This is a genomic window from Pseudalkalibacillus sp. SCS-8 (assembly GCF_040126055.1).
Lineage (GTDB): Bacteria > Bacillota > Bacilli > Bacillales > Fictibacillaceae > Pseudalkalibacillus > Pseudalkalibacillus nanhaiensis.
Genome location: NZ_CP143541.1, coordinates 2,023,606 through 2,038,185, shown reverse-complemented (window position 1 = coordinate 2,038,185; position 14,580 = coordinate 2,023,606). Strand labels below are relative to the sequence as shown.

Below are 14,580 nucleotides of genomic sequence, written 5' to 3'. Positions count from 1 at the left end.
GGATATTAGCATGATGACGTTCGGCAGGAGGGACATTCATGCAAATACATGTTGTCAGATCTGGTGAATCCTTATGGGGAATCTCTCAGCTGTATGGTATACCTTGGCAGCAAATAGTCAATCTGAACGGACTTGAGAATCCGGATCAGATGGCGATCGGTCAGACGCTGCTCATTCCGACGAAAAATCGGTATACCGTTCAACCAGGGGATTCTTATTTTACGATTGCACAAAAAACAGGCGTTTCCATACAAGAACTACAGAAGGCCAATCCACAGATCGAAGGTATGACGCTTTATCCGGGTCAGGTCGTCATCGTACCCGCGAAACCGAAAACAAGCACCATCGTCAATGCGTACGGTGAACCATTCGAGAAGACGATCGATTATGCCAAATCCGCTGCGGATACGCTGAGCTGGTTGTCTGTTTTCAGCTATCACGTCGATGAAAAAGGAAATTTGAAGGCACTTGAGAAGGACCAATCCTTAATTGACATCGCGAAGAAAAATAATGTCAAGCCGGTCATGACGATAACGAATATTAAAGAAGGGGCCGAATTCGACACGGAATTAGCGACGACGATCTTGAAAAGTGAGAAAATACAGGACACACTCATCGCAAATATCGAGAAAGAAATGAAGAACAAAGGGTATAAAGGGATCAATGTCGACTTCGAATTTCTAGGTAAAGAAAATAAAGAACGTTATAATCAATTTCTACGCAAGCTGACGAAAAAGCTCAAGCCGCAAGGGTATATCATCTCGACTGCTGTTGCACCTAAGGTGAAAGCGGATCAAAAAGGGGTTCTTTACGAAGGGCATGATTACAAAGCACATGGCGAGATCGTCGATTATGTCATCATCATGACGTATGAATGGGGATGGAGCGGAGGGCCGCCTCTCCCTGTCAGCCCTTTACCTGAAGTTGAGGAAGTGTTGAACTATGCGTTGACCGAAATACCGAAAGAAAAAATCATCATGGGCGTCAATTTGTATGGGTATGATTGGACGTTGCCGTATGTCGAAGGCGGAAAATTCGCAAAAGCATTGAGTGTTCCACAAGCATCGAGGCTTGCGTATACGAAAAACGCAGAAATCCAATATGATCAGGAATCCCAGGCCCCATTCTATACGTATTATGATCAGGACGGGAAGGAACATATCGTTTGGTTCGAAGATTTAAGGAGCATGGCAGCCAAGTTTGAATTGTTGAAGAAGCTTGACCTTGCCGGTATGTCATTTTGGAACCTTGCTTTCCCATATACCCCGGTCTGGCCATTGATCAAGGATCGTTTCAACGTCAAAAGATAACGTCAAAAAAACCAGGATGCGTGCGCATCCTGGTTTTTTCATTATGCTGATTCTCTTGATAGTGGTGGGACGATGCCACCGGTTCCAGGTACTGTAGAACCAGGGCCTTCGTTGTCGTTAGATCCATCTTCATCCCCTGAGCCGGGACTCGTGTCCCCACCGGAACCTGGTGGCGTTTCTTCAGAACCATCACCTTGTTGATCTCCTTGACCATCACCGTTTTCTTTTTCTTCTTTATCACCTTGCTCTTCGCCATCGCCTTCTTCTTCGCCTTCATTTTCATCTTCATCAGAAGGGGGTTCTTCCGTATCTTCTTGCTTCGTTGTGACATCGACGGTAGCAGGTTCACTTTCTTTACCGCGTTCTTCATCAACTGCAACGACAGCAAAGGTGATCGTAACGCCTGGGGTCAAGTTTTCCACGACAAGTTCTGTTTCCTTCTGCTGGCTTAATTCTTGGAATCCACTGCCATCAATGGAATACATAACTTTAAATGAGACGCCATCCTCAAGACGTTCTTTCGGATATTTCCACTTCAATTTCGCTTCTTGTTTCTTTTCATTATACTTGGCTTGAAGATTTTGTGGTGCTTCCAATTTCTCATATTCTTCTGAAACGCTCGGAAGATCTGTACCTTTTACAGCTAGTTCACGGACGATCTCTTCCTTAGGGGTATATTCGCTTGCGCGTTTACCCGTGCCTTTCTCCATCGCCACTTCAATCACCGAATTTGGTCGTTTCCAGTCTTTATTATCCAAGCCTTCACTTGCTTTTTCCATGACATAATCGAAAATGAGCTTGGAATAATCATCTGTGTCACGATCTAAATAAAGCGGATTGCCGTTCTCGTCACGGTTGCCTTTGTAACCGGTCCAGACGGCCATTGACAATTCGGATGAATAACCTGCAAACCATGCATCCTTCGTTTTCCCTTCATATTCTGATCCGACCTCTTTCCCGAAATTGGTCGTTCCTGTTTTTCCTGCTACAGGGAAGTTCAAGCTGACATGATTTTTTGCAGTCCCTTTCGTAATGACGTCTTTCAACATATCCGTCACCATATATGCGGTATAATCCTCCATCACTGGCTCAGGATCACTTTCATGTTTGATTTCACGTCCATCAGGGAACTTGATCTTCGTCACGGTAAATGGCTTGTTATAAACGCCTTCGTTCCCGAACGCTGCATAGGCTGCTGCCAACTCCATCGGGGAAGGACTCTTATTGAATCCACCGATTGCATAAGCAGGGCTATAATGCTTATCTTCAATTTCAATACCGAGTTTGGTAGCGAAATCCTTCGCTTTATCTGCACCGACTTCCTGCCATGTACGGATAGCAGGGAGGTTATAGGATTCATACAGCGCTTTTCGGATCGACATGTCGCCATGATGCTTATTGTCATAGTTGTGGAACTCGTGTCCATTGATGACAAGCTTATCATCACTCACCATCTTGTAAGTCGGCCACTTCAAGTGTTCGATCGCTGGACCATAGTCAAGGATCGGTTTGATTGTTGAACCGGGTTGTCTCGTATCCATACGGGTTGCGAAAAACGCACTTGGTGAGCTCTTACGTCCACTTCCGATCGCCCTTACTGCACCCGTTTTCGTGTCAGTGACGACAAGTCCTCCCATGATGTTCTCTTCCTTGATGATGTTCGTCGTATAGAGGGCTTCTTCAACCGCCTTCTGGGCTTTTGGATCGAGTGTCGTATAGATTTCTAAACCGGATGTATACACCTCGCTCGTATCCTCAAAACCCGCGAGTTTTGCAGCCTCTTCTACGACCTGTGCTTTGAACGTATCGAAGGAATCTTTTTCGCTTTCGATTTCATTCTTGCTTACGTAATCCTTCACTTTAATAGCCTGTGCTTTTTCCTTCTCTTCCTTTGTAATGAATCCGTATTTCTCCATTTGAGATAGGACGACATTACGACGTTCCTCTGCTTTTTCAGGGTTATCAACAGGATTATACGTCGACGGGGCCTTCGGAAGACCTGCAAGCAAAGCCGCTTCATGTAACTCAAGATCCTGGATGTCCTTGTTGAAATACGTTTTAGCTGCTGTCGCCACACCATGTGCACGTTGGCCATAATAGATTTTATTCAGATAGATTTCAAAAATCTGATCCTTGGAAAACTGTTGTTCCATTTTGATTGCGAGATACGCTTCTTTTATTTTCCTGGTCATTTTCTTTTCGTGTGTGAAAAAGACATTCTTGATGACCTGCTGGGTGATCGTACTACCACCCTGGGAACCGAATCCACCTGTAATATTTGCGATCGCGGCTCCACCGATACGACGGATGTCAATTCCGAAGTGGTCATAGAAGCGGATATCTTCAGTTGCGATGACCGCATCTTTCATGACTTGTGGGATTTCATCAAAACTCGCCCTGATTCTCTTTTCATCATTATTGATGGTGCCGAATTCATTCCCATCTTTATCATATAGCTTCGAAGAAACAGGTGTTTCCAATTCCTTCGGGTCGAGTTCCGGTGCCTGGCTGATCACTGCGAATACAGCGATTGCACCTACCGTCGTTCCAATGAGGGCCAATACGAGAAGAAACGCTGCAATCTTCTTGAACAGTCTTTTATTCGGCCCTTTCTTCTTATTATTGGAAGACGCTTTTCGTCTTTGTTGTCGAGAGTTGATCTTATCACTCATCGTTGCTCCTACCTTTCTGAACGTAAACTGCCAATCATATCATTCGCATCATATGGAAAGTTTACTACCCTTTTTGAACTTGAAAAGAAATACGATCGATGATAGCAAGATAATCGATTCTAGGATTATACCCAAGGGTGATCCTGTGACCATACTGATCGAAGTAGGTTTTTGGTATGGATTTTCTTCCACCGTCGTGTTGTTGATCCCAATATTGGAATAAGTGCTCTGCTTCCAGCAAATAAATGTCTTGTGTGCTTTTGAAGCGGACAAGGATGAAGGAAATTCCCTCTTGATCAATGACTTGTTTCATATGATCGATTTGGTGCTGATGGAAGTTCGTCAATGGGAAGGAGGTCTTGTTTCTCGTCTCCTTCGCTTCAAAATCGATGTACCGTCCCTTGTAGACGCCATTATAGTCGGTCGTTGACGGCTGTTTGAAATACGCTTCCTTGATCACCGCTGCGCTTCGCTTCGGGTAATCGACTGATACAATTTGAACGGGCGTCGGTTTTTTGTGAATAACCGCTTTACCTGACTGTAAATAATAAGAATTGGAGTGGTTGATATCCTCTTCGAATGTCATACCACGGTTTGCGTAGGAACGGTTTTGCTCACTACCTTGTGCAGCTTGCGGTACCCGCTTGACGGTGGTGGATGACTTTCGGTTCGGATAACGGAAGTTCACATTTCCACCCTCCTTCATTTCGATTGAGTAAATGACAATGATATCATCGTCTCTAAAAATATACCATATTTACAACGTATGTCGAGTAGGATGACGATTTTTTACGAACCTATGTTTGTGAATGGAGAATGGATATGATGGATGTACGTTCAAATCGATTCGAATCATTGAATGTTTATGAAAAGGAGGTTTTCTCCCGTATAAAGAAGGCTACGGACAGATGGAATATGGACAACATATCACGGACGAAAGCCTATCAATCCTATTTCCTTCGCAATCCTGAGTTGTTTTGGCCCTTTCTGGCAAGTATGGTTTCACGGAACGCGGGATGGAACATGGGTGATCTGATCCTAAAGGAATTCAGAGTAATGATGAGAGCAGAGGATCGGCGCTGGATATTTGATACCTACGAACGGGCGAACTGGCTCATCTTTTCAGATGCGTATCCACAACTCCTTGTCTATGAAGCCTCCAAACAGGCTTCCCGGCCGTTATTCCATCTTCTTGAGCATTTTCATGTTTCATCGTTCATGGAAACAGAGTGGAAGCGTTATTGGGAAGAAAAAGGTCGTAATCGGCTAGACACCGCTTTAATTATCAATGAACAAAATCTGATCCAAAAACCCGTCATTGAAAATCCCCGGTATCAAACCTCGGTGTTCAACACAATGCCATTTTGGCTGCAAGAACGATTCCATTTCAGTACTGTCTTGTTTCCGACACGATCGGGTGATTTATATGGATTGTCCGTTCATGGATTCAAAAAGCTGCGAAACAGGATCATACTTGGTAAGAGGCTTCTGGCTCTTCTGACTTCAAGTTGTCTTAAGGATCATTTCATCCGTTTTGCAATCCACACAGAACCGACAGGGGCGAGGACAGACTATGAACAATACTTCCGTTCCCGGGGATATGAGGATCACTGTTTTCCGTTAAGAGCTGTTTATCCAATTATCGGTCATCATCGGCAAGATTTCAGTGATTGGTCAAAATCGGGTCACCAAGTCGAACCTTTTTTCAAACCAGTCAAGCTGCCGAAGCACCTCCATCTCAATGAATGGTACGCACATAAAAGGTATGAATTGTACGTATTGTCAAAAGTGAAAGCACACCTGCTATAGAAAAGGTTGACCTTCACGAGTCCTCGACATCGCTTTTGGTCAACCAGAGCTTCAGGTTTATGTTGCAGGTCGGTTCGGTCCTTCCAGCTTTTTGTCCCCGTAGCCGGTTTTTGCAGTCTGGACATTCTTCTTGTCTTCCTTTGTCGGTCCGCGTCTTTTGCTCATTTACCTCACCTCCTATTGTTAGTATGATACGTCACCGTTCATCTATACAGCGTGTTGATGCTGTCGAATGGAAGGATAATCGTGGAAGAACCACTTTCTTTGGCGAACGGATACTAGTTTTGTCATGGTGGAAGGGGAAAAAATATAGCCTCTCGAATATATCTCTTACCAATAAATCGGGAGGTCCGCACTATGGAGAGATTGGTGAAAACGAAAGTCGTTTCCAAGAAGCTGAATGTCAATCCGACCACCATTCAACGATGGGTCAAGTATTTCGATATCCCATGCCCGAAAAATGACCATGGCCATTATTTGTTCCGTGAAGAAGACATTGACCGTTTACATGAGATACAGCAGCTGCTTAAACAGGGCTTGCAAATGAGTGACATCAAGCTGAACGATCGAGAGGAAGTTGTCAAACCGCAAAAAGGGGCTGGGCTGAAAGAAATGGATGCTAGCTTCAATCAGCTTCAGGAGCAGCTCAACTTGTTGGAATCCAAGGTTTCTCAAAAAGCGGATGAAGTATTGTCCTATCAGGTCATGCAGCACCGGAAGGATATGGACCAGATGTCGACCCGGTTGACAGAGCTTGAGGAGAAGATGCTCGTGCTAGAAGAACAGCTTCTATTGCAAGTGACCGCCACCCATGAAATCCGGTCGGAATTCAATCCTGTAAAAACAGCAAAAAAGCGCAATTGGCTCGTCAGCCTGTTCACGCTCTGATAGAAAATCGCTTTTCTGAATCGAATCTGTTAGGATAGGTTCAGCGAGGTGAAACGATGAACACGGAAAGACGACGCTTAAAAGAATTGACGATTGAATTACGGAACATGACAGAAAAGGCCTATCTCCAATTCACCGAACATACATCCAGGGAAGACTATGAGGTTGATTTTTATGGTGAAGTGAAGCCATTCGCAGATCGGATGCAAGTGCTGGCTGATGAATGGAAGCCTCTCGCAACGGATTGGGCGTTGAAAGAGAAGCCAAAGTATGTCTATCCGATCCAACTCAAGGATACGTATGAAAACATGACGATCATAGCCGTCCAGGCGTTTCAAAAGGATACGAGAGAAAAAAGGTTCATCGCGATGACGAAATCAATCGACTATATCCTTGAATCGATTGTGGAACAGATATGATAACGAAAACCCGAGTGGAGTTGTACGACCTCTCGGGTTTTTCTTTTCACGAAATTGTAAAAGATGTATGGATAACATGAGCGAGGACTGTCTGTTATAATGTAGCTAGGAAACGGAGAGAGGAAGTGACGCGTATGATGGAATTCCTGTATTTTCCGGACGATAAATCGGAATACATTCCTTCTGTCATCATGCTACTTATATTCATAACTGGGGCCATCATCGCAACAGTGTTCATTCGTAAGCATTCCGCAAAAGAATTGAACGAATTTGAAAAGAAGCATTCAGAAGCTTGTAAGGATACCAATGTACATGAGCAAACGGATAAATGAAGGGCTGTTCAGAAGATCGGTGCAAACTGATTTTCTGACAGCCTTTTTATATTTTGACACTGTTAAATAATGTTGGTGATGTTGAATAGCTCCATTTTCAAAAATAAAGCTTACAGAGCTGATATTTTAATAAAGGTTTGTTGAGTTTAATCCTTGGAAAAAAACATACTGGAAATTTCACGTATCGTACGGACCATCAAGAATCAGGCTCACCGGATTTGATATAACGACGATCCTTCATGAACAAGCGCCAGAAATAGATGAATCCTGGGATGAGGATGGCAAAACCGACGATATAAGATACGAACAATGCTCTGAACATGCTCGGGTGGGTGAATCCAGATTCTATCGTGACGGAAGGATAGACGATGTAAGGCAAATGGCTGACTCCGTAAGCATAGCTTGCAAGCAAATATTGAACGACGATTCCGAGGACTGCGAGTCGTGGAATTGGTTTTTTCAGCCAAAGAACGCCATAACCGATCATGAACACGACAATTGAGGCGATCAGCCAGTTGATTTGTTCCATCATGTTTTCATATAGCCAGTATGCTTCCATTCTTATCGCGAGCATGATGAAGAAGGCAGAAAGAAGGACGATCGGTCCAATCATCTGGGCATCTCTCTTATAAATCTGGAAGGCTTCATCATCATTCGCTACGTTCGAATAGTCACAAAGCAGGAGAGAGGACAAGAAAAGGGTGCTGGAGATCGCAAAGGCGACAAAAGCATAGGTGCTCCAGCTTGTAACCAAGGCGCCGATACTTAATTGCCCTGTTCCGTCTATCGTTTCGATGTAACCACCATGAGAAATTGGCAGGATCAAGATGAGGAGCCCGGGGATCAAAAATCCGGAAATCCCGGATATATAGGTCAGGACTCTTTCATAATCTTTCGCAGTGTGTGAAAAAACAAGGTATGCACTGCGGAGGGCGAGTAATAGTATGACGAAGCTCCCTGGGATCAACAGTACGGTTCCCAACGTATAGGTTGCCCCAGGGAAGAAGCTGACTAATGCGACAATGATAAGAACGATGAAGACGTTCGTCACTTCCCATGATGGCGATAAATATCGGTTCGCGATTTTAGTCGCTCTCATTTGCCTTCTTCCAAGATAGATCATCGACCAAAATCCTGCTCCAAAATCAATGGTAGCGGCGACAGCATAAATGAAGACGAAAATCCAAAGCAGGGTGATTGCGAGTAAAGCATCAGGCATGTCCATTCCTCCTATTATTCTGTCTTCGGCTCAAGTTCATGTTCAATCGGATGACGTCTGAAATAATAACGAAGGACCAATACGGTTGAGATCATCAAAATGATATAAACGATGACGAACATGATGAAGAACGTCCCTAAATTCGATGCTGAAGTTACGACATCTTCTGTCTTCAATATGCGATAGATGACCCACGGTTGACGACCCGTACAGGCGAAGATCCAACCGAATTCGATCGCGACGATCGACAGTGGTCCCGCAGTTATGAAAAGTGTCATCAACCAGCGAGGAAACTGTTCCTTCTTGAAAATATGACGAATTGTGAAGCCGATCATGGAAAGAAAGATCAACATCGTACCGATTCCGACCATTGCATTGAAAAGGGTATGCACGAACAGGGGAGGCCATAGTTCTTCTGGGTAATCATTCAACCCTTTCACTTCCGTATCGAAACGGTCACCTGCGAGGAAGCTCAATGCCCAAGGGATTTCAATCGCCCACTTCACTTCTTGTTCCTCCCGATCAGTGAAACCACCGATCGCAAGCGGAGCATACCGCTGTGTTTCAAAAAGTCCTTCCGCTGCAGCTAATTTTTCCGGCTGGTACTCATGAAGCATCTGGGCGCTTTCATGCCCATTCACGGCGGTCATCAATGAGAAAATCCCGCCAGCAATCAAACCCATCATTAAAGCCTTCTGGTGGAAGCGATAGGTCCTGTTCACCTGCTTTTCCTTCCACATTTTGAACGCTGCAATCGAGGCGATGACGAACGCACCCGTCATGAAAGCTGAAACAGCGACATGACCTGCTGTCACGAGAAAACTAGGGTTGAAGAATGCAGCCCACGGATCTACATCGACGATTTCACCATTCTCAATCCTGAATCCGGCCGGTGTCCCCTCAAAAGCATGGACATTCGTAATCAGGATGCCAGATGCCGCTGCACCTACAAAAACAAAGAATACACTTAATATCCGCATTAGGGGACTGAGCCGATCGGCTGCATAAACATAGATCGACATGAACAAAGCCTCAAGGAAAAAGGCGTAGATTTCGATTTGGAAGGGGAGGGCGATGACTTTTCCGACAACCTCCATGAATCCTGGCCAGAGAAGGGTCAGCTGGACACCCGCAATCGTCCCGGTCGGAATGGCTACTCCTAAGAGGACGGCAAAACCTTTCGTCCAACGATTGGCCATTATGGCATAATCGCGGTCTCCCGTTTTCTGGTAGACGAGCTCGGCAATCAAGATCATGAGAGGAATTCCGATCCCTAACGTTGCATAAATGATATGGACACCCATGGTCGTTCCGAATAACGTTCTTGCAATCAATAAATCATCCATTTCCATTATCCTTTCGAATTCGCCCGTTATTGGTAGCTTCTTTTATTCTGAACAATGAAGGGTGATTTATTCCATGAAAAAAGGTGACTATGTAGTCACCTTCAGCTAGCGTTAAATTGAGATATTTTCATATTTGAAAGATTTATTGTCCATTTTACTGAATAAGGAAAAATAACGTCTAATAAAAAGGAGGAAGAACGTGATGGAGAAGTACGACGGTCAAGTATTGAGTGGTGAATGGGATGACGTAACATCTGAATTCATCCTCAAAAGGGTCAAGCAGATCGACGTTCAGTCCGTGCTGACTGAAAAACAATTCACAAGACTTCGAAGTTACCTGGAAACGCATCAGCTCAATGAATCGATCATGATTACGTTGCATGATCAGATCCCGATCATGATTGCAGCAGAACAACGAAATGAGTTGGATTCGGATATTGCTGGTATCGCCCAATACTGGGATGAGACAACTTGAAATTTCACGTACCGTAATAAAAAAGGATAATGACGATATACATAGAAATCATTAAGTAGAAATAAGGGGAGGGGAAACCATGGAAGAATTTTTGTATAAGCTCGTTCCTGTCAGAGAAGGGTTCATCGACACAGTCACAGAAGAGGAAGAGGCGATTCTTGAGAGGCATTTCAACCATTTGAAGCACTTGCTGGCTACAGGCGAGTTGGTGCTTGCGGGTCCTTGTCTGGATGGAACTCTCGGTCTTGTCATTCTTCGGACCTCGTCATTTGACCGGGCAAAACACTTGATGGAACAGGATCCTGCTGTTAAAGCAGGCATCATGAAAGCATCCTTACATCCTTATCGGGTTTCATTGATGCAAACCTTTAATGGTGATGTACAGAAGGCAGAGGAGGAGATTACGAATGGCTGATTTTAAAAGCTTTGAAGAATTTTGGCCTTTTTATTTACGTCAACATCGTAAGCCAGCTACTCGTCGTTGGCATTTTGTCGGAACCAGTTTTGTGTTCATCTGTTTAGGATTAGCTTTCTTATCCATGAATGCCTGGTATTTGGTCGCTGCACCTGTAATCGCTTATTCTTTTGCTTGGATCAGTCATTTCTTCATTGAGGGGAACAAACCTGCTACCTTCGGCCATCCTTTTTGGTCTTTACGTGCAGACTTCAGAATGTTCGGGTACACGTTGACTGGAAATATAAATAAGGAAGTTGAAAAATATGTACAAAATGAAGAGCGGTCTGCATAGAAAGAGCTACTCCATAATATCACTTTCTACCAGTTGATGGACTTCATCAATGAATTGAGCGGGAGAAATATTCAAGTGGTAAGCAATCGTAAAGATCGTTTTTACAGTTGGGACACGGTGTCCTCGTTCGAGAAGACTGATGAAAGAGCGGTCATAACCTGTCAATTCGGCAAGCTTGAACTGGGAAATCTTTTCAACCGTCCGGTGCTTACGAATGACTAATCCAACAGCTTGTTCCAATTTCATTAAAGCGACCTCCAGCTATTAAAATAGAGCGGACTATAGTCAACATCCTCTATTTTAATACAGGTTCACATCAACGACAATAAATTTATTGATAGCAAAACCAAGCTTTCACCATCGCGTTGATCTTCACTCTCTGAGGCTGGATCGGAGTTCCGCCAGCTTGAAGCATTTCAGCTTTGAAAGGAATGCCGTTACGTCCTGGGGCTTGTTCTTCAACCTTCAATGGTCGTGGCAGCAGGTTGACCTTCATGCGGATCGCCAGGGCGGTTGCGTTGTTTAAAGCTTCGGTATACGCCATCTGGATTGCCTGGTAAGAATAGTAGGAAGGATCAGAGACTTCGAATGAAATCCCTCTTGCTACATTCGCCCCATTTTGAATCGATGTATCATAGATCATACCGGCAGATGACACGTCTTTCATCCGTACCCGGAAGAGATGTTCAGCTCGAAACCCTTTTAATGTCGATTTACCTTCCTCATAGTCGTACCTAGGTTGGATATCGTATTGGAGGGTTTCAATATGAGCTGCAGGAACACCAAGTTGTTGTAGAGATTTCAAAACATTGGACGATCGTTCTGCGTTCTCCTTCGTAGCGGTACTCACGTCTTTGTCTTCAGTGATGACACCGATTGTCAGATAAATCATGTCAGGTGGGGCATAGATTTCTCCTTCACCAAATGTTTGAATGACGTTATTCAAACCGCTGTTGTGAATGCTCATAGTCATCCCTCACTTCGTGCTTTATTCTCAATCTATTCATTCATATGTACGCTTACCTATAGAAAGAAGCGGTTTATCCTCATAATGTGTTTGACAATGGGGGCGAAATGTTTTATAGTAGGGTTAACGCTTAAAAGTTAGTTATATTGAACGGTGGATAGATGGAAGTCGCAGCTGTATTCTGTTGTGGACGATAAATTTGTCTGAAACAACAAATGCAGGGCGGTTTTTTTAAATACAAGTTAAAGTATAACGGTAAACTTTAGGTGAAATTTTGTAAGATTTTTAGGAGGTACAGTATATGAATACTGGTACAGTAAAATGGTTTAACGCAGAAAAAGGTTTTGGATTCATCGAGATCTCTGAAGGTAACGACGTATTCGTTCACTTTTCAGCAATCCAAGGTGAAGGTTTCAAAACGCTTGAAGAAGGTCAAAACGTATCTTTCGACATCGTTGAAGGCGACCGTGGACCACAAGCTTCTAACGTAGTGAAAGCGTAACTTAAACTAATAAATTGTTTAAGAGGTGGTATGCGTTAGCATACCACCTTTTTTATGTTATTAAGCTGATTCAAGACCTCATAAGATGAAAATGGTTTAAGCTTCCTTTGTCGTCATATCGCTCAAAGGGACGGTGCTCCTCTAAGAAGTGTGCACAACAAACGTTTATAACACATTTTCCAACCCCCTTTTTCCATTCTCCATAACTTGATTATTCCAAAAAACATGAACACTTTGAAAAACGAGAGGAGATTGATAAGACGATTAGATAACGGAATCACACTGGCACGGCCTAGGAGTCGTAAGGACGAAAGAGAGGTAGGGCTTTCGTTGTTTCGGTTATTGTTCTAATAAGAAAAGGGTAGTACAGTGGACACACTTGTCGTATGATTGCTATCCACCTGTCTGAGGAGCATTAACTGGTTCGAGTTAGATCTAGCTCACGGGAAAATAACTTGACCAGTTCTACATAACTCAACCATCAATACAAGACGTATCCCATTTTTTAATTCCATTTTTTGATGCGGTCGAGGATCAAACCTTCCGAAGAGGCATTTTCTCCAGTTATGAACGCCTTCATATATTGCTTTAAATAATTTCCGTATTGATTTTCTGTTTCAACAAGCAGCTCATCAACATAGAAAATGCCTTTCGGCAACTTGTCCAATAGTAAGGAACACGCTCCCGCATAAAGACCACATGCAACCTGGAAGTAGGTCGCATTCGTTTTGAATTTGTTGAATACATCTTCATTATTCATGACATTGTACATAAAACGTTCCTTATCTTCATAGACCAAAAGGATTCCGACCAGGTCTTCTCCCGATAAAGGCGCATCATTGGGATCCAGCACTTTCATTTCGAAATCCCATATCTCGTTTGGGTTCGATAGATTGTCTCTGATCAACTGAGTCGTATGCCCATTAACCTGATAAATGAATCCGGTCTCCATATTGTATAATCGGCCTAACGTATACACCTCTTCATGAGGCATGAGGCATCCAGAAAACGATTGATCGCCTAATGTTACATGGAATTGCAATTCATAAGGCTGATTGTATAAATACAATGGCGTTCCTTGTTTCATGAACATGGGATAACTAAGGATCGCTTCATCCAAAAAACATTCAGGTGACCATGACGTATAAACGACATTTTGCTTCGCTTCGTTTTGGTCTCGATAGAAGGATGTATCTTTTTCCACGATATAACATCCATCTGGCAATTGATCTGGTGACTTTCTCATCAGCTCATGGGCCATCCATTGAACAACCCCGGGATTCATTCCTGAACCAATGATTGCTGAGGTATTTTTGAACGAATTTTTCTTCGCCTCGAATTGTTCCATTCTCTCAGCTAGCGGAAACCCTTCGAATATGTCTTCATTCTCATCTACCCATGTGTTCTCTAAAGCTGTATTCACGTATGCAATCCCTAAATCATCACAACACGTGACCATCTCAATCGTGTCAGCCCAGGAAAGATCGACAACCAAATATGTTTTTGATTCGACCAGATGCTTTGAAAATATAGCCGTATCTTTTAAGTCAAACTCACGCAGAACGATATGATCTTTTAGATTTGGAAACCGTTTCTGATAATAAGAAAGGTCTTTTTGCTTCCAATCAATCAGATAGAGCTTGCAAGTGATCAAGAAGGGATAAAGGGGATCAAGTTTGTCGGTAAGGACTGAATTGAGGATGGAGAGGAAGGATTGTGCTACGCCTCCAGCTGATCCTAGGACCGTAATCGATCCAGAACGATTATTCATAAATAAACACCACGCTATCTTTTTATACACCCTATGAAAATCTCGCTCGGAAGGCTTGTACACCTGTCTTGAATTTGGTGCCCATGTTCAAACAAGCGATGAAAGGGCTTTTTTTATGTGG

At 43.5% G+C, this 14,580-nt stretch carries 16 protein-coding genes; 9 read left to right on the top strand and 7 right to left on the bottom strand.

Annotation, left to right across the window (positions count from 1 at the left end):
- Positions 1–38: 38 nt before the first annotated feature.
- Positions 39–1,310, top strand: coding sequence for a glycosyl hydrolase family 18 protein (locus V1497_RS10640; RefSeq protein ID WP_349407537.1), 1,272 nt, complete (start codon positions 39–41; stop codon positions 1,308–1,310).
- Between the two features lie 41 nt (positions 1,311–1,351).
- Here V1497_RS10640 and V1497_RS10635 read toward each other — a convergent pair whose 3' ends face one another.
- Entirely contained in the window at positions 1,352–3,982 is a 2,631-nt protein-coding gene (locus V1497_RS10635) for a PBP1A family penicillin-binding protein (protein WP_349407536.1), read from the bottom strand.
- A 64-nt stretch (positions 3,983–4,046) separates the two neighbouring features.
- Entirely contained in the window at positions 4,047–4,670 is a 624-nt protein-coding gene (gene recU, locus V1497_RS10630; protein ID WP_349407535.1) for a Holliday junction resolvase RecU, read from the bottom strand.
- Positions 4,671–4,804: 134 nt separating this feature from the next.
- Here recU and V1497_RS10625 point away from each other — a divergent pair, with 134 nt between their 5' ends.
- The 4 genes from V1497_RS10625 to V1497_RS10610 all read left to right on the top strand — a co-directional run bounded on the left by V1497_RS10625 (position 4,805) and on the right by V1497_RS10610 (position 7,430).
- The gene (locus V1497_RS10625) at positions 4,805–5,791 is read left to right on the top strand and encodes a DUF2515 family protein (protein ID WP_349407534.1); all 987 of its coding nucleotides are present in this window, start codon (positions 4,805–4,807) and stop codon (positions 5,789–5,791) included.
- A 357-nt stretch (positions 5,792–6,148) separates the two neighbouring features.
- Complete coding sequence (locus V1497_RS10620) at positions 6,149–6,679, top strand: MerR family transcriptional regulator (RefSeq protein ID WP_349407533.1); 531 nt, start codon at positions 6,149–6,151, stop codon at positions 6,677–6,679.
- Between the two features lie 56 nt (positions 6,680–6,735).
- Entirely contained in the window at positions 6,736–7,098 is a 363-nt protein-coding gene (locus tag V1497_RS10615) for a YppE family protein (protein ID WP_349407532.1), read from the top strand.
- A gap of 134 nt (positions 7,099–7,232) precedes the next feature.
- Positions 7,233–7,430: a hypothetical protein gene (locus V1497_RS10610; protein ID WP_349407531.1), complete on the top strand. Its 198-nt coding sequence runs from the start codon at positions 7,233–7,235 to the stop codon at positions 7,428–7,430.
- Positions 7,431–7,626: 196 nt separating this feature from the next.
- On the opposite strand, the gene V1497_RS10605 is transcribed toward V1497_RS10610, so the two are convergent.
- A complete protein-coding gene (locus V1497_RS10605; protein ID WP_349407530.1) occupies positions 7,627–8,655 on the bottom strand; it encodes a cytochrome d ubiquinol oxidase subunit II in 1,029 nt (342 codons plus the stop codon).
- Between the two features lie 8 nt (positions 8,656–8,663).
- On the bottom strand, positions 8,664–9,995 hold the full coding sequence (locus V1497_RS10600; protein ID WP_349407529.1) for a cytochrome ubiquinol oxidase subunit I: 1,332 nt from the start codon (positions 9,993–9,995) through the stop codon (positions 8,664–8,666).
- Between the two features lie 199 nt (positions 9,996–10,194).
- Here V1497_RS10600 and V1497_RS10595 point away from each other — a divergent pair, with 199 nt between their 5' ends.
- The 3 genes from V1497_RS10595 to V1497_RS10585 all read left to right on the top strand — a co-directional run bounded on the left by V1497_RS10595 (position 10,195) and on the right by V1497_RS10585 (position 11,219).
- Complete coding sequence (locus V1497_RS10595) at positions 10,195–10,470, top strand: hypothetical protein (protein WP_349407528.1); 276 nt, start codon at positions 10,195–10,197, stop codon at positions 10,468–10,470.
- A 79-nt stretch (positions 10,471–10,549) separates the two neighbouring features.
- Positions 10,550–10,885 (top strand): YciI family protein, encoded by a 336-nt coding sequence (locus V1497_RS10590; RefSeq protein WP_349407527.1) that lies wholly within the window; start codon positions 10,550–10,552, stop codon positions 10,883–10,885.
- Complete coding sequence (locus V1497_RS10585; RefSeq protein WP_349407526.1) at positions 10,878–11,219, top strand: DUF962 domain-containing protein; 342 nt, start codon at positions 10,878–10,880, stop codon at positions 11,217–11,219. Before V1497_RS10590 ends, V1497_RS10585 begins: the two co-directional genes overlap by 8 nt.
- A gap of 6 nt (positions 11,220–11,225) precedes the next feature.
- Here V1497_RS10585 and V1497_RS10580 read toward each other — a convergent pair whose 3' ends face one another.
- Both V1497_RS10580 and V1497_RS10575 read right to left on the bottom strand, forming a co-directional pair.
- Positions 11,226–11,465, bottom strand: coding sequence for a helix-turn-helix transcriptional regulator (locus V1497_RS10580; protein WP_349407525.1), 240 nt, complete (start codon positions 11,463–11,465; stop codon positions 11,226–11,228).
- Between the two features lie 85 nt (positions 11,466–11,550).
- On the bottom strand, positions 11,551–12,186 hold the full coding sequence (locus V1497_RS10575; RefSeq protein ID WP_349407524.1) for an SIMPL domain-containing protein: 636 nt from the start codon (positions 12,184–12,186) through the stop codon (positions 11,551–11,553).
- A 301-nt stretch (positions 12,187–12,487) separates the two neighbouring features.
- Here V1497_RS10575 and V1497_RS10570 point away from each other — a divergent pair, with 301 nt between their 5' ends.
- Positions 12,488–12,688 (top strand): cold-shock protein, encoded by a 201-nt coding sequence (locus V1497_RS10570; protein WP_349407523.1) that lies wholly within the window; start codon positions 12,488–12,490, stop codon positions 12,686–12,688.
- Between the two features lie 505 nt (positions 12,689–13,193).
- Here V1497_RS10570 and V1497_RS10565 read toward each other — a convergent pair.
- Entirely contained in the window at positions 13,194–14,459 is a 1,266-nt protein-coding gene (locus V1497_RS10565; RefSeq protein ID WP_349407522.1) for an S-adenosylmethionine decarboxylase related protein, read from the bottom strand.
- Positions 14,460–14,580 lie beyond the last annotated feature (121 nt).